Origin of the sequence: Flavobacterium nitrogenifigens (assembly GCF_003254565.1) — a bacterium.
GTDB lineage: Bacteria > Bacteroidota > Bacteroidia > Flavobacteriales > Flavobacteriaceae > Flavobacterium > Flavobacterium nitrogenifigens.
In genome coordinates, this window is record NZ_QJRI01000180.1 from 32,822 (window position 1) to 56,045 (window position 23,224).

The window sequence follows — 23,224 nt, forward strand, 5'->3', positions numbered from 1 at the left end:
TCATGAGTAAGAAAATAATATTATTAGCCGATGATGATCAAGATGACGCAGAAATGTTTTGCGAAGCCTTGGCTGATATAGATGAAAATATTGTTTGTCATTGTGCAGAAAATGGTGATAAAGCATTGAAAATGCTGAAAAACCAAGATAAAATTCCAAGTGTCGTTTTTTTAGATTTAAATATGCCTATTATGAATGGATGGGAATGTTTGAAACAATTAAAATCGGAAGAGAATTTTAAAGATATTCCGGTAATTATGATTTCTACTTCTTCGCACAAAAATGATATGGAAGCAGCCGGGAACCTTGGAGCATTCTGTTATTTTGTGAAGCCAAATAATTTTAACGATCTAAAACAAGTCCTCGGATTAATTACTTCAAATCTCGAAAACGGATTCAAAGAGCCTCTTTTAAATCTGGAAAAGAATAAATATCTGCATCTTTTTCTTTAGAATTTATAAATGAATTTCGATTCAAAATCTAAAAAACGTATGAATTTCTTTTATAAATAAGAATTTCAAAACAAACTTGTTTTTGTTTTAATGTTTTGATTATAAGTGTTTTATTTGGTTGTTAAAAAGCACTTTTTTAATTAATTTGAAAAAAACAAAATTTAAACTTGATTAATTCGGTAGAATTACTATATATTTGTATCAGAAAAATTTTAAAATGATACTTATCCAGAAAGACTGAGGGAATAGGCCCATTGAAGTCTTAGCAACCTGTTGCCGAATAAGGTGCTAAATCCTTCCGCAGAATGCGGGCAGATAAGAAAGATTTCATCCGTAAATCTGTTTAAGATCATCCAATTAAATATTATTAAAATGAAGACAGAATCAATTTTATATGCCGGTTATGAGCTTTTGAATATAATTTTCGAAGAAAATAGTCTGGCCGTTTTTCGAATGTAAAAAACACCAATTCTCTCTTAGATTTTCTTTTTAAAATACAGTCTGCTGATGGTTTTTTCATTGGCCAGAACCCCTTTTGTCTAATCTTAAAAATTAAAAATAAAATGAAAAAAATACTATTAGTTTTTGCTTTGTTTCTTGGAGTTGTTCAAACTCAGGCACAGGAAAGTAATTTACAATTAAAAGGAACTGTTGCAGATACTGTGGCGCAATACGTTTACTTGCAGAAGTTTCACAATAAAATGTTTACTACGATTGATTCGGCAAAAGTAAAAGACGGAAACTTTAGTTTTAAAACAAAAGTAAAAACACCAGATTTATACGGATTAAGCGTCAATACAGAAAGTTCGCCATTGTATGTTTTTCTTGAAAAAGACCCGATTACGGTAAAACTAAGTCCGAAGAAATATTATACTGCCTCTGTGGTTGAAGGTTCAGCTTCACAGGATTTGTTTGAAGCCTATAAAAAGAGTAAAGATGTTGAAATCAGCAAATTCATAACAGAAAACCCAAAATCTATTGTTTCGGCTTATGTATTGTACAGAAACTGGTCATATAGATTAACGCCAGAGCAGATTACACAAAATATTGCTTTATTGGATAAAAGTCTTCAAAACACCACTTACGTGAAAGAATTAAAAGAACTGGCTGTTGTTTTAGACGGATTAGCAGTAGGTAAAAAAGCCCCAGATTTTACAGCCAATGATCCTGATGGAAAGCCAGTTCGCCTTTATGATAATTTGAAAGGCTACACTTTAGTAGATTTTTGGGCTTCATGGTGTGGTCCTTGTCGAAAAGAGAATCCGAATATCGTAGCGGCGTACAAAGAGTTTCATGAGAAAGGATTTAACATCGTTGGGATTTCTTTAGATAAAAAGAAAGAAAACTGGATTAAAGGAATCAAGGATGATAATTTAACCTGGACACACGTTTCAGACTTACTTTTCTGGAACAGTGCCGTTGCCAAATTATATGGTGTAAGAGCTATTCCAGGGAATTATTTGGTGGATTCTAAAGGAATAATCGTCGCGAAAAACCTGCATGGAGAAGAGTTGCAATCTACATTAAAAAGACTTTTAGGGCAGGCAAATTAATTTATTTAAACACATAGTAACATAGTTTTTCTTTATCTAAAAAGGCATTTCATTTGTTTTAACAAACATAGCTATGTGTGAAAATCTAGATTTTTTCAAATACCTATTATTTAGAATATAATCTATGTTTCTATGTGTTTAAAAAGATTCAATCAATAATAAATTTAATTAATTAAAATGACAAGGATATGAATGCTATTGAGCCAACAACAAAACCAACAGAACCTGAATGTTACTTTTCTAAATTTAGAGAAAATACAATAGGAATTGACCATACTTTTGAATCGGTTTACGGAGAACAAAATCTAGTTTACGCAGACTGGGTTGCCAGCGGAAGATTATACGCGCCGATTGAAGATATAATGCTCAATAAAATTGGTCCCATGATTGCCAATACGCATTCGCTTTCAAGTCAGACAGGAAAAACCTCGACTTATGCCTATCAGCATGCGAGAGATATTATTAAAAAATCGGTTAATGCCAACGAATCGGATGTTTTGGTAACCACAGGAAGCGGTATGACAGCAGCTTTATCAAAACTCCAGCGTATTATGGCGCTTCGAACCAAATCGGAAGAAGATAGACCTGTGGTTTTTATTACTCACATGGAACACCATTCCAATCAGGTTTCGTGGTATGAAACAAATGCCGAAGTGGTTATTCTGCCACCTGATGAAAATAATTTAGTCGACCCAAAAACTCTTTCATCGGCAATCAAAAAATATGCAGACAGAAGCTTAAAAATCGGTTCGTTTACAGCTTGTTCTAATGTTACTGGAATTATTACGCCTTATCACGAATTAGCCAAAATCATGCATCAAAACGGCGGACTTTGTTTTGTAGATTTTGCAGCCTCAGCGCCGTATGTCAAAATAGACATGCATCCAAAAGATCCAGAAGAGCAATTGGATGCGATTTTCTTTTCGCCACATAAATTTTTAGGCGGACCCGGAACTTGCGGTATTCTAGTTTTTAATGAAAAATTATATCAATCTGATTTTCCAGATAATCCAGGCGGAGGAAATGTAAGATGGACTAATCCGTTAGGGAAATATTGTTACAGTGATGTAATAGAGGTTAGGGAAGATGGCGGAACTCCGGGGTTTTTGCAAGTTATTAGAACGGCATTGGCTTTAGAATTGAAAGAGCAGATGAACGTGGAGAAAATCAGAGAAAGAGAAAAAGAGTTGCTTGATCTTTGTTTTTCGAGACTTCAAAAAATACAAGGCTTATCTATTTTAGGAGATTTAACCACAGAACGCATTGGCTGTGTCTCGTTTGTAATTGAGGATATTCATTATAATTTGATCGTAAGACTTTTAAATGACCGTTTCGGGATTCAGGTTCGCGGGGGCTGGTCGTGTGCAAGTACTTATGCTCATTATCTGTTTAATATCAACGAAAAGAAATCGGCAGAAATTACAAATGAATTATTGCAGCGAAATCAGACCAATAAACCAGGTTGGGTGCGCTTGTCACTGCATCCAATTACAACCAATGAAGAGCTTTTTTATATCTGTGATGCGATTGAAAAAGTAGCTTCGAATTATAAAAAATGGAAAAAAGATTACGAATATAATTCGGTTTCAAATGAATTTGAGAATCCCGAGATTAAAGATACCATTGCAAGAGAAGTAAATGAATGGTTTAAGTTAGATTAAGTATAGTTAGTTAAGTTCTAAACCTGACAGGTTTTAAAAACCTGTCAGGTTTCCAAAAGAGTAATATTCCGTAGGAATATCTCATCGGTAGAAAAAAAAATGATATCGTTTTGCGTTGTGTCCTGTAGGGACACCTGTTGCGAGATACGATTTACCTCGTTTATCAAACTAAAGATACCATCGCAAGAGAAGTAAATGAATGGTTTAAGTTAGATTAAGTATAGTTAGTTAAGTTCTAAACCTGACAGGTTTTAAAAACCTGTCAGGTTTCCAATAGGGGAATATTCCGTAGGAATATCTGATCGGTAGAAAAAAAATGGTATTGTTTTGCGTTGTGTCCTGTAGGGACACCTGTTGCGAGATACGATTTGCCTCGTTTATCAAACGTTCCTAAGGAACGTATAAACGTGTGTTGAAATTTGATTCTACCAAGCAAACATTCCTAGCGGAATGAATTGTTTTTTACCAAAATAAATATAAAGAATGAGAACAATACCAAGAAGAATCGTAACAGGCTTACGAGACGGAAAATCAATTATAGAGCAAGATGAAATCGTTTCGAATGTATCGGAACATTTTCCTGGACTCATTATTTCAGATATCTGGTCGACAGATTCAACACCCGCAAAATTTGAGGAAAAAGTTATTGAGAATACTGCTTTTCCGAATACACCAAAAAACGGAAGTTATTTTCGTTATGTTCAGATTCCGCCCGATAAAGATTTGGGTGTGATAGTCACAGAAGGAGAACCGCATCCTTTAATGCATCAGACCGACACTCTAGATTATATCATTATCATTTCTGGTGAAATTTACCTGATTGTAGACGAAGAAGAAACTTTGTTGAAAGCTGGAGATATTGTAATTCAACGTGGTACCAATCATGCGTGGAGTAATAGATCAGACTCGCCATGCATTCAATTGGCTGTTTTACTGGATGCTGAGAAAACTGAAAAATAAAATTATAAGCCGATAACTACATTTTGATTTATTTCTAAAAATGCAATAATCCAGCTGATTGTTGCATTTTTTTTTGTTTAAAATTGGTCTTGAGGCACTTAAAAATTGTTTCAATTTATAAATTGGAACAATTTTAAGTGTTTGTACTATAAAGTGTTGAATAATAATTGTTTAAATTTATTGTCAGAATAATTATTGCAAAAAATAATTTCAGAGTTTACGCCGTGGCTTTTTTTTAAAGAAAGATTTCAAGTTTTACCGAAAGGTTGTTGAAGAATATTGATTACAGATTCCTAAAAATGAAAAATTAAATCAATATAATCGGATGTATTATTGGCAATTTAGAGTTTTAAATTTAAAATATTTGACTTTTGTCTTATTGTACTGCTGTAATTTAAGTTTTGCGCAGCAAGATACCAGTAGTCTGGCATCTGCAAAAAAGATAAGACTTGATGAGGCAATTTTATTAGGCATTAAAAATAACCGGCAATTGAAACTGGCAAATGCCGATTTGGCTATTGCCAACGAAAATGTCAGTCAGGCTAAAATTGCAAAAGCGCCAAGAATAAGTTTAAACGGCGGTTACAATTATATCGGAGATCCTAAACTTTACGAAGGATTTTATGCTAGAAATGTTACCGTAGATTATTACGATCATCAGGCCTTTGCCAATATTATTTCTTCACTCCCAATTTACGCCGGAAATGCCATTAATACCAGAATCAATCAGCAGGAATTAATTAGTGAGATGCAGGAATCGGCTGTAAAAATGACCGAAGCCGACGTCAAAAATGCCATTACAGAACAATATTTTACACTTGAGAAATTATACCGTCAGATTGAGGTTACGAAACAGAATATTATCAATACCGATATCCGAATAAATCAGTTAAAATCACGTGTGAAAAATGGTCAGAATCTTACGAGTGATCTTTTGAGAACCGAGTTGCAGCAGTCTAATTTTAAGGTTTCGGTTTTTAGAAGCACCAATACGATTCAGCTCATCAGTAATTATCTGGATATATTAATCGGATTTCCGACTAATACAATTCTGAAACCCGAAGTGGCAGAAAGTATGATTCCGACAGAAAATATGAATCTGCAGGAAAGTTTAGAAGAAGCATTTCTGAATAGGGAAGAGATGAAACGGGCAGATATAAGAATCAAGTTATCAGAATCTTCATTAAGTCTCACCAAAAGCGGATTTAAACCGAGCTTAAATGCAAACTTAATTTTGAATACCGAATATCCGGCGCAGTGGCCCAATTATGTTAATATCCTCAATTATTGGGCGGCAGGACTTTCTTTGAATTGGGATCTTTCGAGTTTTTATAACCTGAAACACCGCATAGGTAGCGATAAATTAGAAATCGATAAAAGCAATATAGCTCTAGAAGTGACCAAAGATCAGATTACTACCGAAGTTAAAAATGCGTACGTGAGATATGTAGAAAGCAAAGAAAATATTAAAACCTATAAAAAAGATGTAGAGCTGTCAATGAGCAATTATAAAATTGTAAAAAGCCGATATGATAACGATTTTGCTTTAATCAGCGAGATTGTAGATGCTGAGTTGCAATTAAACAATTCTAGAATTTCACTTGTAAACGCCAATTTAGATTTAATCATTCAATATTACTCACTTCAATATGCAATGGGCAAACTTTAAAACTTCTTGTTATGAGCGAAGCAGATACACAAAATGGAGCAGTTCAGAAAAATGAAAAAAAGAGAAACACAATTCTCACGGTACTGTCTTTTGTTTTTTTAATTGCAGGAGGATTGTGGATTTTAAGTTTGTTCTTTGATTTCAGTTCCTATGAAACCACCAATAATGCGCAAGTTGAAGCTTACATAAATAATATTGCGGCGCGTGCGACTGGCCATATTAAAGAAATAAAATTTGAATCCAACCAGCAGGTGAAAAAGGGAGATACATTGGTTGTTTTAGATGACGAAGAATACATTATTAAAGTCAAACAGGCCGAAGCAGATTTGGCTATAGCCGAAGGAAATCTGCATTCGCTACAGCAAAATATAACGACTTCAGTTTCTAATCAGGCTTCGGGGAAAGAAAAGCTGGCTGGAGATTTGGCGAGTTTAGAAAAAGCACAAAAAGATTATCAGCGTTTCAAAAACATGTATGCCGATTCGGCTGTGACGCGAAATCAGTATGATCAGGTTATTTCTAAATTAAAATCGGAAGAAGCTTATGTTAAAGCAGGCAGAAAAGGTTTGGATGCAAGCAGTTCGATTACCAAACAGAGTTCGATTAATTTGGAAGCTGCCACAGCAACCGTCGACAGAAAAAAAGCAGATCTTGACGCGGCAAAATTACAGTTGTCTTACACGGCTATAATGGCGCCAGCAGATGGTTTTGTTGGCGAAAGAAATTTGTCTATTGGAGAATTAGTCAATGCCAACCAAACCATTGCTACTATGGTTCTGACAGAAAAATTATGGATTTCGGCCAATTTCAAAGAAACTCAAATCGAGAAAATAAAACAAGGACAAGAAGTGACCATTACGATTGATGCTTTGGATGGAAAAGAATTTAAAGGAAAAGTTGCTGGTTTTTCTCCTGCGACTGGAGCCAAATTCTCGATGGTTGAGCCTGATAATTCGACTGGAAATTTTGTTAAAATCACCCAGCGAATTCCAGTTAAAATTGAATTTGAAACTCCGACTAAAGAGCTTCAAGAAGTAAGACCAGGAATGAATGTAACTGTTGAAGTAAAAAAATAAGAGATGTTTGCAGGAAAAAAAAGGAGCCTTTTTACACTGACAGGATTGTATATCCTGACGATTCCTTTTTTTAATGGATTGAATGTTACGACTTACGATAATTCGCAAATATTAGGACATTTTGGACCTTCTACAACTGCTTTTAGTTACGCGGTTTACATTCCCATTTTTGCAATGCTTGCTTTTTTGCCTCTAGGACTAAAACTGGGAAAACAGATTAAGGTTCGTACTATGATCTTATCCGTTTCATTTTTGTCTCTGCTTTTCAACACGGCTTCATTATTTGCGCCAACGATCGCTTGGTTTGTTTTATGCCGTTCTCTTTTGGCAATAGTTTCTATTATCGGAATATTTGCTTCGATGGTGCCTATTTTATTAAAGTACAATCCTGCTCTTAATATGGCTTTGATGTACGGAATTTTTCAGTTTATACAAAAAGGGAGTCAGCATTTGTATCAATATTTAGGAGCACATTTTGTGAGTTTTCATAACTGGACGTTTGGAATTTATTTCCTGAATGTCAATTTTTTAATTTGTATTGTTCTGGCTTGGTATTTTTATAAAGCTGATGTGGCGCCTCTAAAAACTAAATTTCAATTTGATTGGAGAGGTTGGATTATCCTGATTTTGTTTTTTACCATTATTCTCTTTTTATGTGCCGAAGGACAAACTAGAAATTGGTTCAGTGATCCTAAAATAACGCTGGCTTCTGCAGTTTTATTTATAGTGGCAGGAATCTATTTGCTTCATGTTCGCTTTACCGCAGAACCTTTAATTAATCCAGATGTTTACAAATTTAAGAATGTCATTCCGGGGGCATTTTTGATGTTTTATATCGGATTAATAAATGGAACAGGAAGTGTCGTAACAGGATATATGACCAATATTTTAGGTTTTGATCCTGTTTTGGGAGCAGTAACACATCTTTCGCTTTTAATTGGATTATGCATCTCGATTCCGCTTTCGACTTATCTTTTATTCAAACGAATTTATCTGGCTACGATTTGGGTAATTGGTTTCGCTTGCTACGGAATGTATCATATTATACTTTTTTTCAGATTCTATCCAGGAATCGATGCATCTGATTTTTATTTGCCTTTAATTTTTAAAGGTTTAGGAATGGGGTTTCTGTTTCCAGTTTCGCTCTTATATATATCAGAAGGAATTCCTCCAAATTTGAGTACATCACGCATGATGACTGGAATTATCGCTCAGGCTGTTTTTGCTTCTTTACTCGGAGGCGCTGTTTTAGGAACTTTTATTTCGAATATGAATGTACAGCATAAAACAGGTTTAAGTCAGCAGTTGAGTCCAATAAATAAACAAGCCGAACAGCAGCTGGAAAACTCAAAAAGGCAATTTTTATATATGGGATTATCAGATGCCGAAGCGCAGAAAAAAGCTGAAAAGAGCCTTTCTAATCAGACCTCTCAGACTTCTATGTTATTGGCCTATAAAGATATTTATCTCGTAATGTCGGCAGTTTGTTTTCTGCCCATTTTCATTATTCTGCTTTTCAAACTTTGGCGCAGACCAATAGGAAGAGTAGAAGTAGAGCCGATACCGATTTGAGGGTGGAGATTAAAGAAGCAAGAAGCAAGAGTAAAGAATATAGAATATAGAACTTTTCCTGAGGTTTCGGGATTGGAATTTGGGATTTAGTTTTTGGAATTTGTTTTTAGGCTTCAAGATTGGAATTTGGGATTTAGTTTTTGGAATTTGTTTTTAGGCTTTAGGATTGGGATTTGGAATTTAATATTTGGAATTTATATTATGATAGCACAAAAAGACCGTTTTTTATATCGTATTTGGACTCAAGAGAAAGGACTCAGTGGTATGCTGATACTCTTGTTTATCATGCATTTTATTGTCATTCCGTTTTTTGGCAGTTATACGAGTTTTATGACAGCAGTTAATATATTTTGGATACTATTTCTTTTCGCTGGAATTATAGCTTTATCAAAACATAAAAAGCAAGCTTTTCTCATTTCTATAATTCCTTTTTTATTTATTATTACACAATGGATTAATTATTTTGAACATAATATTTTTATCCTCTTTGCCGATCTAATTCTCTCGGTTGCCATTATGCTGCTTTTGATCACTTTGGTCCTAATAAAAGTTTTAGAGCCTGGTCCTGTAACTACTTATCGCATTGTGGGCTCAATTGTCGTGTATATGCTTTTGGTTCATTTTTGGTCTACGCTTTATTTATTTCTTTTTCAGCATATTGATGGTTCTTTTCAAATAACAGAATCAAAGTTTACAAGCAATAGCGATCTGGCTAGTTTTATGTATTTCAGTTATATCTGTATCACATCAACAGGTTTTGGCGAAATAGCGCCTCTTCACCCTTTGGCTCGCTCTCTGGTTCAGATTGAGGTGCTTACAGGAGTTTTATATCCTATAATCTTGATTGGAAGGCTGGTTTCAGATGCCAATTTTTCTATTAATAAGACTGGGAAGTAAAGAAGAATCAAGAGGCAAGAACCAAGATTAGAGTATAAAGAAGCAAGATTAGAGAAGCAAGAGTAAGGATTTAAAGAAATCATTCACAATTCACAATTCACAATTCACAATTTACCATTAACAATTTACCATTAACAATTTACCATTAACAATTTACCATTAACAATTTACCATTTACCATTAACAACTCACCATTAAAAAACAATAACCATGAAAACAATCAATTCGAATAAAAAGAAAGAACTTTTCGATACTATTTTGCAATTATTTTTCATTTTCCTGCTTGTGGGATTTTGCCTTAAATTACTGTTGCCTTTTTTTATGCCTATTCTTTGGGCGGTAATACTTTCTGTCGTTTTTTATCCGATATTTAATTCATTACAGAAAATATTAAAAGGAAGAAAAGCATTAGCATCGGTTGTTATTACTATATTGATTATTGCCATTATGGTGCTGCCTTTAATTTATTTTTTGAAAGCGGCAACGGGAAATTTTTTAGAACTGAAAAATAGTTTTGAAGCAGGAACACTTAAAATTAGTCCGCCAGGTGCTTCTATAAAAGAATGGCCCATAATAGGTAAACCGCTCTATGAGTTTTTACTTTCAATGTCAACAGATTTAGAACAAGGCGTTGTTAAATATCAAGATCAGATAAAAGAATTGTCTTCTAAAATTATGGCAAGTATTTTGAGTTCTGGTGCAGCATTTTTGCAATTTATACTTTCGGTTATTATTGCAGGAGTTTTATTGGTATCACCAGGAGGGAAAACTTTCTTTATGAAATTCCTGAAAAAAATTGCAGGAAATGAAGCTGAAGAAATTATGACGATTTCGGTTTCAACTATTTACCAAGTGGTTAAAGGAATTTTGGGAGTTGCTGTTATTCAGACCATTATTCAAGCTATCGGCTTATTTTGGGCTGATATTCCGTACGCAGGAATATTGACTTTGATTTGTTTGATATTTTCTATTTTACAGATTGGACCAATTATAATTAATATCGGAGTGATCATTTATCTTTTCTCAACTGGAGATTCTGGTCACGCCGTTTTTTGGACGATATTTTTTATCATCAGCGGATTGTCTGACAATGTATTAAAACCTTTATTATTAGGAAAAGGAGCTCTTGTACCTATGCTTGTGATTTTTTTAGGTGTGATTGGCGGTTTCATCATGTCAGGTTTCATCGGGTTATTTGTTGGGCCTATTGTATTTTCAATAGGATATAAATTGTTTGTAGCATGGTTGGATGATAATGCGGAACCTGTTGCAGAACCAGAAGAAGATATTGAGAGGGTTTAAATTGTAAATTATAAATTGTTAATTGTGTTATGCAAGTGGTTTTTTGCTTTTCACATCTTACATTTCACACCCTAAATTTTTACACTTGAATTAACAATTCACAATTTATAATTCACAATTAAAAGAAGTATTTTTGCAGGATTCTAATTCCAGCAAATGAAACGTTCCGGTACAGCAGATCTTCCTTTACATTATGGGCATGTTCCATTATGGCTTGCTGAGCGAATGTCTAAACTTGGTCTTGCCATTGTAGAAACGATTGCAATGGAATTTTCGACTGCTGAGGTTATAAGTAAATTGAGCAATCCGTTTTGGTTTCAGAGTTTTGGTGCTGTTATGGGAATGGATTGGCACTCGTCTGGAATTACAACTTCGGTGCTTGGAGCATTAAAAAAATCGGTTAATCCGCATTCGAAAGAACTTGGAATTTATATCTGCGGAGGCAAAGGAAAACATTCTATGGCAACGCCGCAGGAACTTTTATTTGTCGGAGAAAAAACAGGTCTTGATGGAATTAATCTAGCCAGCTGCAGCCGACTTACTGCCAAAGTGGACAATACCGCCATTCAAGACGGATTTCAATTGTATCAGCATAATTTTATTGTCGATAATAAAGGGCAGTGGGCGGTTATCCAGCAGGGAATGAACCCGAATTCTAGAACTGCCAGAAGATATCATTGGCATTCGCAAGATTTAAAGTCTTTTATTAATGAACCTCACACTTTTATTTATGGCGAAAATCAAGGCGCAATTTTAAATCTTACGGCAAATGCTGCCACAAAATCTCGAGAAGGCATTTTAGAATTGGTAAAAGAATCTCCAGTTAAAATTATAAAAGAAATGCAGCATCTTTCTATGCCCGCGCATCACGATGTGAGAATGGAAGATGTGAACATGAAAAGACTGGGCGCCATGCTTTGGGCTACTCACGAAAACAAGCCCGAAGATTTTGAAGAATTATTGCTTTTAAAAGGAATGGGGCCAAGAGCTTTGCAGTCTTTGGCTTTGGTAAGCGAAATCATTTATGGAACACCAACACGTTTTGAAGATCCAGCCCGCTTTTCATTTGCTCATGGAGGAAAAGACGGACATCCGTTTCCTGTTCCCGTTAAAATCTACGATGAAACTATCAATACGCTGCAAAGAGCTATTAATCGTGCTAAAATTGGAAATAGCGATAAACTAAGTGCCATTCAGAAACTATCTGAGATTTCAAGGAAAGCAGAAGAAAGTTTTACGCCAAATTCTAATTTTGATGCGCTTGTTCAAAGAGAAAGAGAGGAATCTTATAAATATGGAGGAAGAACTGTTTTTGGCGATGCAAAACCTCCTAAAAAGAAACCTGTAAACCCAAACAATCAGCTGGAATTATTTTAAAGAATCATAATTTTCTATCAGCCTTTAGTTATATAAAAATCCAATAATGTCACAAAACGAAAAATCAATTTATACCTTACAATTCATTTTACTTTGTTTGAGTTCCTTATTATTTTCATCAAGTTTTAACATGATGATACCTGAACTTCCAAATTACTTAAGCAGTCTAGGAGGAGCAGAATACAAAGGACTTATCATTTCATTATTTACATTGACGGCTGCAATTTCGCGCCCGTTTAGCGGTAAGCTTACCGATAAATGGGGACGCGTCCCTGTTATGGCAATAGGTTCTTCGGTTTGTGTGGTATGCGGATTTTTGTATCCTATTTTGAGTTCTGTTTCAGGATTTCTGCTGTTGCGATTGGTTCACGGTTTTTCAACAGGATTTAAACCTACATCAACATCGGCTTATGTGGCAGATATTATTCCGCAGCACAGATGGGGAGAAGCGCTCGGAATGCACGGATTATGTTTTAGTATCGGAGGAGCATTGGGGCCAGCATTGGGCAGTATGATTGTGAATTCGTACGGAATCAATGTGATGTTTTACACTTCTTCTTTTTTAGCCTTCTTTTCAATTATTATTGTAATGAATATGAAGGAAACTCTTGCGACAAAAGAAAAATTGAACTGGTCAATGTTCATTATAGGAAAAAATGATATTGTAGATAGAAATGTGTTTCCAGCAGGAATTATCACTTTTCTTTCCTACACCGCATTCGGACTTATTTTAACTTTAATTCCAGATTGGAGCGAACATTTGGGCGCAACAAATAAAGGATTATTTTTTACGGCTTTCACGGTTGCTTCGGTTATGGTTCGTTTTGGTGCAGGAAAAGTTTCCGATAGACATGGAAGACCAAAAGTTATCATGGCGGGATTAATCATAACTTCAATCGCTCTTTTTGTAATAAGTGCAGGAAGAGACATTCAGATGTTATTAATTGGAGCTGGAATTTACGGAATCGGTACCGGTATTTTGTCGCCAGCAATTAGCGCATGGACTATTGACATGAGTAATCCTGAACATAGAGGAAAAGCGGTGGCAACGATGTATATTTCGATGGAACTCGGAATCGGTTTAGGCGCTCTTTTAGGAGGAACTTATTATAACGATCAAATTGACCGTATACCACAAATCATTAGGTTTGATATACTGGTGTTAATTCTTGGAATTGTGTATCTTACGTATTGGGCAAGAAATAAAAGGAGAATTAAAGCGTAATTTTCTTGCGCTTTATTCTTTCTGAATATTTAATTGCACTTTAAAATTGCCATAATAAGGATTATCGGCCATTAAAGAATGTCCGATTATTAAAACGTGAGTTCCTTTTTGTTGAAGCGGAATTTTCATGTCCATCCCAAAAGGACCGTCTGCAGTTTTATCTGGAAAAATAATTTGATTAAAACGGATGTTTCCTTTTCCTGCATCTAGAATTATTTGAGCATTTAATTTACCCAAATCCTCATTTTTGAATTGGACATAAACTTTTGAATTTAGAGAATCTAAATGGCCTTCAGCGAGAAACACATTTTTTTCATTCTTAAAATTCATAGCAATAGTGTCGCCTATTTGTGTATTTTCCTGCTTTTTTTCTTTTTGAACAACAGGCGCCGGCGAGTTAGGAGCAGTTTTATTGTTTTCCTTTTGCTGGCATGAAAAAAAGAAAATTGAAATTAGAAGTACAGACAAATTTTTCATAGCAATTTTTTTTAGCTTAACATTTCAAAACTTCCCGGTCTTTCTTCATTCTTATCATATTCTCCAGCAAGATTTTCATTTGAATCTTCTTCCTCCCAGTCATTTTCATCATACTCTGAATGAAAATCATATTCAAGATTATCTTCCAATTCTCCAAGTTCTAGATTATAGTGATTAGAAGCTTTTAGCCTATTGTTATAATCGCCATCCTGATAATCATCATAATTTAAAAGTTGTTTTTCTTCGTGAAAATTCATTTCAGAAGTAAATCCGTTAAGTGTGTAATTTTTAGATCTCATATTAATCAGTTTTAAAAAATGAATAATCATATCTAATTCTTCAATTAGATTATTCTAAAATTACAGCCTTGGGGCACTTGCTGTTTTATATAATTTTTTTAGAGTGTTGTCAAATTTTCATCTAACACGATATTAAGTTATAAAAAAAGGCGGAAAAAACAATATGTTTTTCCGCCTTTTTGTGGACTTGACGGGATTACAATCGAACACCTAATTCCTATATTAATGTTTATTGATAAAATTGAGAAAAAGCTCTGATGTCTTATTCTAAAAGATATTGTGTTAGAATTTATACTCATTTTATATTTTGAATATTTTTTTGAGAAAACTACTTTTTTATTAAGAGATGCTCCATAAGAATAGGGTAAGGTGTTCGACAATTGAATACCTTAAAGTTCAATGAAATTAAGCTTTTGTATTTTGCATTACTTCTTTTCTTCAATCGGGTTTTTACTAAATGTAATTGAAGATTGGAGATAAAAAGATGGATGAATTTTACTTCTTTGATTAATTTTCACAAAGTTTCTTTTGTAGAGACATGAATGATCTTTAAAATTCTCCTTAACTTTTTGTGGCAAGAAAGATATCAAGTCCATATTTTGACATGACACCAGCATAATATTTTTTGAATTATAAGTTGCAAAAAAAATAACAATCGAATAAAGAAAATAAAAAACAGGTATTTTTACTTGCTTTTTCTCAAATCCAAATAGTTTATTTTACGGAAACAAATATTATAATATTTCCTTTAACAGTTCTTATATAAAAGGAAATAATAGGCCATATTTTTTTTTACTAAATTATTTAAAAGATAAAAAGTAATGTTACGAAAGCTGAGTGTTGAGAATTATAAAGCTTTTGAAAAAGCTGAAATTAATTTAAGTCCCATAACAATTTTGTTAGGAGCGAACAGTGTGGGTAAGAGCTCAATAATACAGTTATTACTGTTGCTTCAACAGACTGCAAAAGAAGATCTTAAAAGTTACAGATCCGCCTTAAAATTGTATGGTGGCTACGTAAATTTAGGAGATTCGAAAAATTTGTTTAGAAAGCAAAAAACGACTAGTCCTTTGAAATTTGGTTTTGATATCAAAAGTAAAGAATTACATGATTTGCTAAAAAATGATTTACTATTCGATTATTTAAATAGTATTTCAAGCATCGCAAGATATGTCCCGATAAAAGCGTTTATGGACTTACGTAATAAACAGATTAGAACTCGCAAAGATTATGAGTCTTTTATTGATGCATTTATTAAAGTTTTGGATAAAGACACAAAAGCAATTGAATATGTTAAGGAAGTGAAATGGCTGTTTAGCAACAAAACTACTTTAAATGTTAACGAGGTAAACATAAAGAATAAACCTAGTTTAATGGCAATATATGATTGCCTAGAAAAGCTTTCTTCGGCAATTAAAGATGATATCTTTTCTTATGAATTTACGATAAAACTTGAAAAGAATAAATTACTGCTTAAAGAATTACAAGTAAGACACGGTTTACATTTAATCATTTCTTTTAATCTTAGATCAGAGGAAATTTTTAAATCAGATTTTTTTAATTTTTCAAATAAAGAAAATAATGAAGTATTAAGTTTTTTTGATATAAATAATACCATTTTTAATTCATTTATTATACAAAAATCTAAAATTGAAATATCCACCGTCTCTTCTATGGTTTTAACTATAATAACTTCTAGTTTAAATCGATTAAAAGATGAGTTTTCTGAACAAAAGATAAATTATGTTAGTCCATTACGAGCACATCCGAAAAGGTACTATATGCTTGATAAGGCAAAAGTGAATTTGACATTGGACACTTTAGATGGTGATGCGATAGCAGACGTTTTAAAAGACAATTCAATTTTAAAACGTCGCGTAAACAATTGGCTTGAAAATTTTAATCTATCAGTAAATGTTGAAGAATTTAAAGAAGTAGTTCATCATCTTAAAGTTAAACAAAATGAGCTAAGTTTGGATATTACGGATGTGGGATTCGGAATTTCTCAAGTTCTTCCTGTAATTATTCAGGGTTTTTTATCAGACAATGGCTCAACTACGATTATAGAACAACCCGAAATTCATTTACATCCCAAAATGCAAGCCGAGATGGCAGATTTGTTTATTGACATGATAAAGAACTCGAAAGATAAAAAACTAATTATTGAAACCCATAGTGAATATTTATTAAAAAGATTAAGACGGCGAATAGCTGAAGGCATGATAGATGCAAATGATGTCTCAATTTGTCTTTTCACTCCTCAAACTCCAGAAGAAGGAGCGGAAATTACAAACCTTAAGATCGAAAAGAAAGGTTTTTTTGAGTGGCCAGTTGATTTCTATGGAGGAGAGTTATATGATGACACTGTAGTTTTTTTGCAAAATCAAAATTAGTAACATGGCAATATTTACAATTTCTGAAGATTTTTTATCAAATACACACGAAGATTTATCTTATCTATCGGATATATTATTTGTTTTCTCTAATAAGAAAAATTCATTTAAAGTGTCAAAAGATATTAATGGAGAGATATTACAGATATATAAATCTATTCCGAAAAACGGTGAAATAATTAAAACGTGGCTTGACTTAATGTCATATACCCCATCTTCTTTCGAGAAGGTTGATATAGATTTAAGTTCAATAAATTGCCTTGAAACAAAATTTATAAAATTATGTAAAGAGACAAAGGGTTTTAATAATCTAATCGTTTATTCCGTACAAAATATTAAGAAACATCAATTAACTGGTAAAGCTATAGTTTTTGAAGAAGTCGATATAAATGTTTTTGATCGCGATGAAGCATCAATACAATTAAATATTAAGTGTGATAATATTTTAAATATCGTCAAATCTCAGGTTGCTATGGGAAACTCCAATATCACTGATTCACAAAATTCGAAGTAAAAAAAGATAAATAATGGAAAAAAAAATATTGAATTCACAAGTAGCAGATAATAATAGTTCAATTAATAATTCTACAAATAAAGTTTCTAAAAATCCGTACAGAAAAGAAAGCGCAATTATAAGTTTTATTGTCGCAACTTTATCTGCAATCGTGGCATCGTATGTTTATGATCATTTTCTTAAATGATATAAAAAAATAGTGATCCTGATTTGAAAAAAAACTACATCCTTAAGCGGACTTCAAATCATTATTCAGTCCCGATTATATCTCTAATAAAACTGCTTTTAGACTGTTTGTTTTAAACAGACTAAGGATTCCTCATGAAAAAATCGAACTTAAAACATCAGGCTGTAAAGCCAGATAAATGTGGACTTATAGGCATAAAAAAAGAGACAACTATTAACTAGTTGTCTCTTTAAGTGGAGTCGCCGGGAATCGAACCCGGGTCCAAACAAGCAACTAAAGAGCTTTCTACACGCTTATTTCCTGATTGAATTTTCGATGTTGAGCTAGGCCAGAAACAACCACCCAACACTTATCTTCTTAATTTTCGAAATCCACCCGAAGCTCATGGAAATCTAGGTTTATTTTTACGGTTCCCCTGAACGGAACGCCACAAACCAAGGCTTTCCAGGAGAATCCAGCTTCTCTACCTTGTAGAGACGTGGCGCAATCGTACTATGATTCGGATTATGCAGCTAAAGCGTAATTATTTTCGCCGTGTAAAAGTTCGAGATCTTATATTTACGAGCAAGGTCTCAATGCTCGACGTGCTTACTGTTCAATTCGACTTGCTGTCAAAACCAGTCGACCCCAAAAAATAAGTCTGCAAATTTAGAGTATTTGAAATTACTTTCTACTAAAATTCTCAAAAAAAATTAGTTGAAAGTTATAAAGTCAAAAGTCGAAAGTCTAAGAGTGAATGTAAAAAGGTGTAAAGTTTTTAAAGTCAAAAGATTGCTTTCTGTTTCGTTTTTTTGTTTTTCCGTAATAGGTGTGTTTAAAAAAGGACAAAATCAGTATTTTCAATTGTTTTAAGACTTTACAACTTTTGACTTTACGACTTTCGACTTTTGACTTTACGACTATAATTTTACTCTTCGTCTTTAAAATTAAAAGGGTAATCTCCAAAAATAGGAGCTAGTTTGCGAACGGCATAAGTGTTTCTTGTCATTTTATTAGATAACGCGATTATCGTAACACCTTCTTTCATCAAAGTAATGTAAGATGAGGTATTTCCGTGCCACCAGCCGTTATGGAAATAGAAATTCTGTCCTGTCTCCCAATTAATCATTCTAATGCCAAGACCATAATTCTTAGTTCCCTTGCGTTCGTTGCTGTAGCCTGTATAAACTTGTTTTAACAATTCAGGTTTTAAGAAATCAGGAGATTGTCTGGCGCGATCAAATTTTAAAAGATCTCTCGCTGTCGAAAAAATATTTTTGTCACCATAGACATTGTCCAAATAATCAAAACCGATTTCTACACCATTGCCTTTATAAGAAGGAACGATTTTCTTTCTGTCTTTATCGTCATCAAAAACATAAGTATGAGTCATTCCAAGAGGTTTAAAAATCATTTGAGACATTGCCTCTTTATAAGTCAAACCTGTAATTTTTTCAATAATAAGCGCCAGCATTGCATAATTGGTATTGCAATAGCTAAAACGAGTTCCAGTTCTAGATTCTAAACCAATATCTTTTGTAGCCAGAATATCTAATATGTCTTTATTTGTCAATTGATTATGTCTGTCCCAGATCGATTTATCGCGATCTGTAAAATAGGCGTAATTACGCATTCCTGTACGGTGATCCAATAACATTCTGATAGTACATTCTTCGTAAGGGAAAGTCTTCAAAATGGTATTAACTTTTTGGTCTAAGTCAATTTTGCCTGCGTTTACCAATTTTAAAACCGCTGTTGCAGTTAGCACCTTACTCACAGAAGCAATTTGCACAGGAGTGTCAGGAGTTATTTCGGTTCCTTCATTTTTGTTTGCAAAACCATTGTATTTTTCAAATAAAATCTGTCCATTTTTGGCTACTAAAAAGCTTCCATTCATGGTATTATTTGGCCAATTTTTATTGTAAAAGTGATTTATTCTGCCAACAACCGAGTTTTTATAAGCCTGCGAAACTTTCGGTTCAGCACCTAACGGCTTCATTTTAGGTAAGGTATCTTCGACTGTCTGAGTTGTATCTGTTGCTGTTGTTTTGTTTTGACCGCATGAGCTTAAAACAAGTATTGAAAAAAGGAATTGTGGTATCTTTGTCTTTTTAAGGAAAATCATTTGCATCGTTCTTTAAAAACAAATATATCGAATTCAATTTTGTTGTATTCTTGGTTCTGGGGCTTTAATTTGTGTTTTTTAACTTTTTTTTAAGAAATATAAATTTTAGTCAGTTGTTTTTCAGCTTATAACGGTTTTAAAACATTCTAAATAGAATTTTTGAAACAAAATTTTAACTAAATTTGTTATATTTGAAACAAATATGTTTAAAAAAGTTATATTATTAAAAACTAAAAAACCACATTAAATGAAATTTGGAATTATAAAAGAGAGAAAAAACCCACCAGATAGAAGAGTTGTTTTTTCTCCAAATGAATTGACAAGGTTAAAACAGCTTTATCATGATGCCTCTGTAAAGGTTGAAAGTTCTGATATCAGAATATTTTCTGATGATGATTATAAAAATATGGGAATTACGGTCACTGATGATGTATCTGACTGCGATGTTTTATTTGGCGTAAAAGAAGTTCCTGTAGACGATTTGATTCCAAATAAAGCTTATTTCTTTTTTTCTCATACCATTAAAAAACAGCCTCACAACAGAAAATTGCTTCAGGCGATTTTAGAAAAAAATATCGATTTGTACGATCATGAAACAATTGTAAACGAACATGATCACCGTTTGATTGGTTTCGGAAAATACGCTGGAATGGTTGGCGTTTATAACGGAATTCGTGCATTCGGAATTAAATTCGAATTGTTTAAACTTCCAAAAGCAGAATCACTTTCAGGAAAAGAAGATTTGATAAAGCATTTGAAACGCATCACGATGCCGGCTCTAAAGTTTGTTGTTACTGGAACAGGAAAGGTTGGGAGTGGAGCAAAAGAAATTTTGGACGCTATTAAAGTGAAAGAAATTACGATTGATAATTATTTGACTAAAAAATATGCTCAGGCCGTTTATGTACAATTGGACGTTTTAGAATATAACAAGAGAAAAGACGGTCAGGTTTTAGATTTTGTAGATTTTGTAAAGCATCCGGAAGAATATGAATCTGATTTTGAAAGATTCACGAAGGTTTCGGATATTTATTTTGCTGGACATTTTCATGCCAATAATGCTCCAATGATTTTGACAAAAGAAATGCTCAACGCAAGCGATTGCAAATTGAAAGTGGTAGCCGATATTTCTTGTGATGTTAATGGACCGATTGCTTGTACAATACGCTCGTCAACCATTGAAGAGCCTTTATATGGATATTTTCCTTTAGAAGATCGTGAAGTCGATTTCTTTCACCCCGCAGCGGTTGCAGTAATGGCAGTAGATAATTTGCCTTGCGAAATTCCAAAAGATGCCAGCGAAGGTTTCGGAGAGCAATTTATGGAACACGTAATTCCAGCTTTCTTCAACGGTGATAAAGACGGAATCTTAAAACGTGCTAAAATTACTGAGAATGGAAAATTGACGGAAAGATTTAGCTATTTACAAGACTATGTCAATAATGGTGAATTGTAAATTGTGAATTATAAATTAAAAAGCCTGAAAGTGATATTTCAGGCTTTTGTTTTATTTGTCACCCTGAGCGAAGTCGAAGGGCTTCAGACATAATAAGACTTCGACTCCGCTCAGTTTGACAATGAATCATTTTTTTCTTAATGATGATAATTAACAATTCACCATTAACAATTCACCATTAAATTACACCATCTCCTCAGGTTTCACCCAAGCATCAAAATCTTCTGGAATTACGTATCCAAGGCGAACGGCTTCTTCTTTTAAAGTTGTTCCGTTTTTGTGAGCGGTTTGAGCAATTTCTGCTGCTTTGTAATAACCAATTTTAGTGTTTAAAGCGGTAACCAACATAAGCGAATTGTCTACTAATTCTTTAATGCGTTTATGATTTGGCTCAATTCCTTGCGCGCAATGTTCGTCAAAAGAAACACAGGCATCACCCAGCAATTGTGCCGATTGCAAAAAGTTGGCTGCCATTACAGGTTTGAAAACGTTTAGTTCATAATGTCCCTGCATACCTCCAACGGCAATTGCCATATCGTTTCCTATAACTTGTGCACAAACCATGGTTAAAGCTTCACATTGTGTCGGGTTTACTTTTCCAGGCATAATAGAAGAACCTGGCTCGTTTTCAGGAATATGAATTTCGCCAATTCCAGAACGTGGTCCAGAAGCTAACATTCTAACATCATTAGCGATTTTATTTAAAGAAACTGCTAATTGTTTTAAAGCGCCATGTGTTTCTACAATGGCATCGTGTGCTGCGAGTGCTTCAAACTTGTTTTCTGCTGTTACAAAAGGATGGTTGGTAAATTTGGCAATATATTCGGCAACTTTTACATCGTAACCTTTTGGCGTGTTTAGCCCTGTTCCGACAGCTGTTCCTCCAAGAGCGATTTCAGATAAATGGGCTAAAGTGTTTTTTAATGCTTTTAGTCCGAAAGCTAATTGAGCGGCATAACCTGAAATTTCCTGTCCAAGAGTTAGTGGCGTTGCATCCATTAAGTGAGTACGTCCTATTTTAACCACGTCTTTATATTCGGCTGCTTTTTTGGCTAAAGTAGCATGAAGTTTTTCTACTCCAGGAATAGTAGTTTCTACCACCATTTTATAAGCCGCAATGTGCATTCCCGTTGGAAAAGTGTCGTTTGATGATTGTGATTTGTTTACATCGTCATTGGCTTTTATGAATTGTTCGCCTTCGCCAATTTCAAAACCTTTAAGAACTTGAGCGCGGTTAGCAATAACTTCGTTTACATTCATGTTACTTTGCGTTCCAGAACCCGTCTGCCAGATTACAAGCGGAAATTGATCGTCAAGTTTTCCTTCGAGAATTTCGTCACAGACAGCAGCAATGGCATCTCTTTTTTCTATTGGTAGAACGCCTAAATCGTAATTGGCATAAGCAGCTGCTTTTTTAAGATAAGCAAAACCTTCAATGATTTCTTTTGGCATAGATGCCGCTGGTCCGATTTTGAAATTATTTCTGGAACGTTCTGTTTGTGCACCCCAATATTTATCGGCTGGGACTTGAACTTCGCCCATGGTGTCTTTTTCTATTCTGTATTTCATTATGTTGTAGGTAAAAATGTTATTCGTAAAATGTGAAATGTTTTGATGAAATTCATCTGAGCTCTTTTAAAGAAAGGGATTGTATGTCCTAAAAAAGCTTATTTAAAATGAGTATAAATATACGGATAAATGTTATTTAACGAAAATTGATTTAGATTTTATTGCTGAGAAAAAATATATACCCTACATTTGTCGTAACATTCAAAAATTCCGGAAAACATGTTTGAATTTTCACAGTACTTAGGCTTTTTACTTTTCTTAACCATACTTACTATAGGGTTTTGGTTAATGTTTTTCTTAGTTGGTTTCGTATCTTACTGGGTTACGGGTGCTAGCTGGGAAATGATCAAAGAAAAAAGAGCCAGAAAAAGACAAGAAGAACAATCTATTTAATTTTAGATTGATGTCATAAGAAAAGAACCCATTAGGGTTCTTTTTTTTTGTGCCAAAAAAAAAAGAGAAATTCCAATACTTGAAATTC

Annotated in this window: 19 protein-coding genes, 1 other RNA gene and 1 riboswitch; of the genes, 15 read left to right on the plus strand and 5 right to left on the minus strand. The window is 33.7% G+C overall.

Annotation, left to right across the window (positions count from 1 at the left end; translation table 11 throughout):
• Positions 1-2 precede the first annotated feature (2 nt).
• From DM397_RS18730 to DM397_RS18780, 11 genes are all read left to right on the plus strand, one after another.
• A complete protein-coding gene (locus tag DM397_RS18730; RefSeq protein WP_111378991.1) occupies positions 3-452 on the plus strand; it encodes a response regulator in 450 nt (149 codons plus the stop codon).
• A 221-nt stretch (positions 453-673) separates the two neighbouring features.
• A riboswitch (SAM riboswitch) is annotated at positions 674-774 on the plus strand.
• Between the two features lie 241 nt (positions 775-1,015).
• Positions 1,016-2,005: a TlpA disulfide reductase family protein gene (locus DM397_RS18735; RefSeq protein WP_111378992.1), complete on the plus strand. Its 990-nt coding sequence runs from the start codon at positions 1,016-1,018 to the stop codon at positions 2,003-2,005.
• A gap of 188 nt (positions 2,006-2,193) precedes the next feature.
• On the plus strand, positions 2,194-3,666 hold the full coding sequence (locus DM397_RS18740; RefSeq protein ID WP_111378993.1) for an aminotransferase class V-fold PLP-dependent enzyme: 1,473 nt from the start codon (positions 2,194-2,196) through the stop codon (positions 3,664-3,666).
• A 483-nt stretch (positions 3,667-4,149) separates the two neighbouring features.
• Positions 4,150-4,626 (plus strand): cupin domain-containing protein, encoded by a 477-nt coding sequence (locus DM397_RS18745; protein WP_111378994.1) that lies wholly within the window; start codon positions 4,150-4,152, stop codon positions 4,624-4,626.
• Between the two features lie 364 nt (positions 4,627-4,990).
• Positions 4,991-6,295, plus strand: a complete 1,305-nt coding sequence (locus DM397_RS18750; protein ID WP_162615501.1) for a TolC family protein — start codon at positions 4,991-4,993, stop codon at positions 6,293-6,295.
• 11 nt (positions 6,296-6,306) lie between these two features.
• Entirely contained in the window at positions 6,307-7,371 is a 1,065-nt protein-coding gene (locus DM397_RS18755) for an HlyD family secretion protein (protein ID WP_111378996.1), read from the plus strand.
• A 3-nt stretch (positions 7,372-7,374) separates the two neighbouring features.
• A complete protein-coding gene (locus tag DM397_RS18760; protein ID WP_111378997.1) occupies positions 7,375-8,943 on the plus strand; it encodes an efflux MFS transporter permease in 1,569 nt (522 codons plus the stop codon).
• A gap of 201 nt (positions 8,944-9,144) precedes the next feature.
• Complete coding sequence (locus DM397_RS18765) at positions 9,145-9,840, plus strand: ion channel (protein WP_142479094.1); 696 nt, start codon at positions 9,145-9,147, stop codon at positions 9,838-9,840.
• A gap of 210 nt (positions 9,841-10,050) precedes the next feature.
• Positions 10,051-11,142, plus strand: a complete 1,092-nt coding sequence (locus DM397_RS18770) for an AI-2E family transporter (protein WP_111378999.1) — start codon at positions 10,051-10,053, stop codon at positions 11,140-11,142.
• Positions 11,143-11,298: 156 nt separating this feature from the next.
• Positions 11,299-12,519 (plus strand): DUF763 domain-containing protein, encoded by a 1,221-nt coding sequence (locus DM397_RS18775; protein WP_111379000.1) that lies wholly within the window; start codon positions 11,299-11,301, stop codon positions 12,517-12,519.
• Between the two features lie 46 nt (positions 12,520-12,565).
• Positions 12,566-13,744, plus strand: a complete 1,179-nt coding sequence (locus DM397_RS18780) for an MFS transporter (RefSeq protein ID WP_111379001.1) — start codon at positions 12,566-12,568, stop codon at positions 13,742-13,744.
• Between the two features lie 12 nt (positions 13,745-13,756).
• Here DM397_RS18780 and DM397_RS18785 read toward each other — a convergent pair whose 3' ends face one another.
• A complete protein-coding gene (locus DM397_RS18785) occupies positions 13,757-14,221 on the minus strand; it encodes a hypothetical protein (protein ID WP_111379002.1) in 465 nt (154 codons plus the stop codon).
• Between the two features lie 11 nt (positions 14,222-14,232).
• Entirely contained in the window at positions 14,233-14,520 is a 288-nt protein-coding gene (locus DM397_RS18790; RefSeq protein WP_142479095.1) for a hypothetical protein, read from the minus strand.
• Between the two features lie 821 nt (positions 14,521-15,341).
• On the opposite strand from DM397_RS18790, the gene DM397_RS18795 reads away from it, so the two are divergent.
• From DM397_RS18795 to DM397_RS23830, 3 genes are read left to right on the plus strand one after another with little or no spacing between them, the layout of a single operon-like run.
• Positions 15,342-16,913 (plus strand): AAA family ATPase, encoded by a 1,572-nt coding sequence (locus DM397_RS18795; RefSeq protein WP_111379004.1) that lies wholly within the window; start codon positions 15,342-15,344, stop codon positions 16,911-16,913.
• A 4-nt stretch (positions 16,914-16,917) separates the two neighbouring features.
• Positions 16,918-17,427 (plus strand): hypothetical protein, encoded by a 510-nt coding sequence (locus DM397_RS18800; RefSeq protein WP_111379005.1) that lies wholly within the window; start codon positions 16,918-16,920, stop codon positions 17,425-17,427.
• Between the two features lie 13 nt (positions 17,428-17,440).
• Positions 17,441-17,614: a hypothetical protein gene (locus DM397_RS23830; protein ID WP_162615502.1), complete on the plus strand. Its 174-nt coding sequence runs from the start codon at positions 17,441-17,443 to the stop codon at positions 17,612-17,614.
• Between the two features lie 231 nt (positions 17,615-17,845).
• On the opposite strand, the gene ssrA is transcribed toward DM397_RS23830, so the two are convergent.
• Positions 17,846-18,243, minus strand: a transfer-messenger RNA (tmRNA) gene (ssrA, locus tag DM397_RS18805).
• Positions 18,244-18,521: 278 nt separating this feature from the next.
• Positions 18,522-19,724 carry a serine hydrolase domain-containing protein gene (locus DM397_RS18810; protein ID WP_111379006.1) on the minus strand — a complete coding sequence of 401 codons (1,203 nt, stop codon included), beginning with the start codon at positions 19,722-19,724 and terminating at the stop codon, positions 18,522-18,524.
• A gap of 241 nt (positions 19,725-19,965) precedes the next feature.
• Here DM397_RS18810 and DM397_RS18815 point away from each other — a divergent pair, with 241 nt between their 5' ends.
• Positions 19,966-21,174: an NAD(P)-dependent oxidoreductase gene (locus tag DM397_RS18815; RefSeq protein ID WP_111379007.1), complete on the plus strand. Its 1,209-nt coding sequence runs from the start codon at positions 19,966-19,968 to the stop codon at positions 21,172-21,174.
• A gap of 183 nt (positions 21,175-21,357) precedes the next feature.
• Here the strand turns inward: DM397_RS18815 and fumC are convergent, their stop codons facing one another.
• Complete coding sequence (gene fumC, locus DM397_RS18820; RefSeq protein WP_111379008.1) at positions 21,358-22,743, minus strand: class II fumarate hydratase; 1,386 nt, start codon at positions 22,741-22,743, stop codon at positions 21,358-21,360.
• Positions 22,744-23,224 lie beyond the last annotated feature (481 nt).

Bases quoted from the DNA above. Each gene is read 5' to 3' on its own strand.
- DM397_RS23830 (WP_162615502.1), top strand. From the start codon at position 17,441: ATGGAAAAAAAAATATTGAATTCACAAGTAGCAGATAATAATAGTTCA.
- DM397_RS18785 (WP_111379002.1), bottom strand. From the start codon at position 14,221: ATGAAAAATTTGTCTGTACTTCTAATTTCAATTTTCTTTTTTTCATGC.
- DM397_RS18740 (WP_111378993.1), top strand. From the start codon at position 2,194: ATGAATGCTATTGAGCCAACAACAAAACCAACAGAACCTGAATGTTAC.
- DM397_RS18745 (WP_111378994.1), top strand. From the start codon at position 4,150: ATGAGAACAATACCAAGAAGAATCGTAACAGGCTTACGAGACGGAAAA.
- DM397_RS18765 (WP_142479094.1), top strand. From the start codon at position 9,145: ATGATAGCACAAAAAGACCGTTTTTTATATCGTATTTGGACTCAAGAG.
- DM397_RS18780 (WP_111379001.1), top strand. From the start codon at position 12,566: ATGTCACAAAACGAAAAATCAATTTATACCTTACAATTCATTTTACTT.
- DM397_RS18770 (WP_111378999.1), top strand. From the start codon at position 10,051: ATGAAAACAATCAATTCGAATAAAAAGAAAGAACTTTTCGATACTATT.
- DM397_RS18755 (WP_111378996.1), top strand. From the start codon at position 6,307: ATGAGCGAAGCAGATACACAAAATGGAGCAGTTCAGAAAAATGAAAAA.
- DM397_RS18800 (WP_111379005.1), top strand. From the start codon at position 16,918: ATGGCAATATTTACAATTTCTGAAGATTTTTTATCAAATACACACGAA.
- DM397_RS18795 (WP_111379004.1), top strand. From the start codon at position 15,342: ATGTTACGAAAGCTGAGTGTTGAGAATTATAAAGCTTTTGAAAAAGCT.
- DM397_RS18790 (WP_142479095.1), bottom strand. From the start codon at position 14,520: ATGAGATCTAAAAATTACACACTTAACGGATTTACTTCTGAAATGAAT.
- DM397_RS18735 (WP_111378992.1), top strand. From the start codon at position 1,016: ATGAAAAAAATACTATTAGTTTTTGCTTTGTTTCTTGGAGTTGTTCAA.
- DM397_RS18815 (WP_111379007.1), top strand. From the start codon at position 19,966: ATGAAATTTGGAATTATAAAAGAGAGAAAAAACCCACCAGATAGAAGA.
- fumC (WP_111379008.1), bottom strand. From the start codon at position 22,743: ATGAAATACAGAATAGAAAAAGACACCATGGGCGAAGTTCAAGTCCCA.
- DM397_RS18810 (WP_111379006.1), bottom strand. From the start codon at position 19,724: ATGCAAATGATTTTCCTTAAAAAGACAAAGATACCACAATTCCTTTTT.
- DM397_RS18730 (WP_111378991.1), top strand. From the start codon at position 3: ATGAGTAAGAAAATAATATTATTAGCCGATGATGATCAAGATGACGCA.
- DM397_RS18760 (WP_111378997.1), top strand. From the start codon at position 7,375: ATGTTTGCAGGAAAAAAAAGGAGCCTTTTTACACTGACAGGATTGTAT.
- DM397_RS18775 (WP_111379000.1), top strand. From the start codon at position 11,299: ATGAAACGTTCCGGTACAGCAGATCTTCCTTTACATTATGGGCATGTT.